The sequence below is a fragment of the Streptococcus sp. HMSC076C09 genome (genome assembly GCF_001837905.1).
Taxonomy (GTDB): domain Bacteria; phylum Bacillota; class Bacilli; order Lactobacillales; family Streptococcaceae; genus Streptococcus; species Streptococcus parasanguinis_I.
On record NZ_KV834627.1, the window covers coordinates 1 to 1,559 of the forward strand.

A 1,559-nucleotide genomic window follows, 5' to 3' on the forward strand; every position below is an offset into this window, starting at 1 on the left:
TAATAAAGCCCTAGCAACCAGATTGTACTGACCCAAAAAAAAGTTAGGCAAATAGGCTATCCAAAGGATTTAGTTCTGTATTTTACAGGACTAAATCCTTTTAGTTTTTCCTTAATTCATTTGTTGCTGTAATAATCAATATAGTCTACAATAGCTTGTTCCAATTGATTAAGCGACTTAAATGTATTCTCATAACCATAAAACATTTCTGATTTCAAAATGCCAAAAAAGGATTCCATCATGCTGTTATCTGGACTACGTCCTTCATAGCGAAACTTCATCTGATACGCTTTCAGATGAAGGAATTTGGTACGCTCTTTTTTCAATTTGTTTTGGCTAAGAAAGCGATGAAATCAAGCACTATAAAAACCAGTAGAAGTTATCCTAACACGGATTTCCACTGGTTTTTACCTTTTTTCATACTAACGATTTTTCCGACTTAATTGATATGAGTACACCATAGGGATAAACACAATGGCGAGGATGACCAGCACCAAAACATAAGAAAGTGCGAATTGAAGTCCTGCTTCAAGTAGAAGGATCAACCCTCCGAGGACCCACAATTTCCCTGCCAAGCGATGAGTTTTGTGCCAGTTATCTTCACTCTGCAAGGTCCAAGGCAGACGGATTCCAACCGTGTGATTCACTTTTAGCTTAGGCATGTAATTGCCCATGATTACAAAGATGAGCCCTAGCAGAACCGAAACAAAAACTGATGGATTGGTAGTAGATCCTAGCGCCTTGCTATAGATGAGATAGGAGGTACTTAAGGAAACGATTGGGGTCAACCAGTAAATCGCTCTGATCATTTTCTCATTCATAGCGCTATTCTTAGAATCGCGACCGATCATAAAGATCATAAACAGATGCACCATGAGATCGAAAATAGGAAGACCAAACACAACCAGGGGTTTCGATTGGAAGTTATTGGCCTGGCCAGCAAAATTGAAGTGAATCGGGATTTGGTTAGGCAATTGCGACCAAATCATCAGCCCCCAAAGCATGGGGAAAAGGATCACCATAGAAGTTAATAGCAATAGTTTTTTATTCGTTTTCATCAGTAGAGTCTCCTTTCAAATCAACGAGCCAGACCATTAAATCCTCCAAGACAGAAGTATTGAGTTCATAGTAGATAAAATTCTTCTCTTTTTCCTCTCGAATTAAATCTGCCTGCTTGAGGAGGCTTAAATGATGAGAAATGGTCGCTCCTGCTACATCAAAGTGGCCAGCGATATCTCCCGCAGATAATTTCCCCGCCTTTAGCAGTTCTAAGATACTTCTTCTTATCGGATTCGATAAAGCTTTAAATGTTTGCGCAAAATTCATTCTCTATCTCCTCTAATCTATTTAGAAATATTTCTAAATAGATTCTAGTACTTTCGGATGGGTTTGTCAACTCTATTTAGAAAAAAATCTAAATAGTTTCTGTTGTAAAAAAATATCAGACCTAAGACCGATTCTTATAAACAGCGTCTTTTCTTAAGTTTTCTTTAAGAAATCAGCCTTATAATAAAACCATCAAATGAAGACCTCCTAACTTTGTTTGATAGAAAATCCTA

Annotated in this window: 3 protein-coding genes; all 3 read right to left on the reverse strand. The window is 37.5% G+C overall.

What is annotated here, in order from left to right:
- Nucleotides 1-116: 116 nt before the first annotated feature.
- Nucleotides 117-326 (reverse strand): IS3 family transposase, encoded by a 210-nt coding sequence (locus HMPREF2704_RS02635; protein ID WP_305367072.1) that lies wholly within the window; start codon nucleotides 324-326, stop codon nucleotides 117-119.
- Nucleotides 327-422: 96 nt separating this feature from the next.
- Nucleotides 423-1,058, reverse strand: a complete 636-nt coding sequence (locus tag HMPREF2704_RS02640) for an SdpI family protein (protein ID WP_070464617.1) — start codon at nucleotides 1,056-1,058, stop codon at nucleotides 423-425.
- On the reverse strand, nucleotides 1,045-1,326 hold the full coding sequence (locus HMPREF2704_RS02645; RefSeq protein ID WP_003009465.1) for an autorepressor SdpR family transcription factor: 282 nt from the start codon (nucleotides 1,324-1,326) through the stop codon (nucleotides 1,045-1,047). Before HMPREF2704_RS02645 ends, HMPREF2704_RS02640 begins: the two co-directional genes overlap by 14 nt.
- Nucleotides 1,327-1,559 lie beyond the last annotated feature (233 nt).

Bases quoted from the DNA above. Each gene is read 5' to 3' on its own strand.
- HMPREF2704_RS02640 (WP_070464617.1), bottom strand. From the start codon at position 1,058: ATGAAAACGAATAAAAAACTATTGCTATTAACTTCTATGGTGATCCTT.
- HMPREF2704_RS02645 (WP_003009465.1), bottom strand. From the start codon at position 1,326: ATGAATTTTGCGCAAACATTTAAAGCTTTATCGAATCCGATAAGAAGA.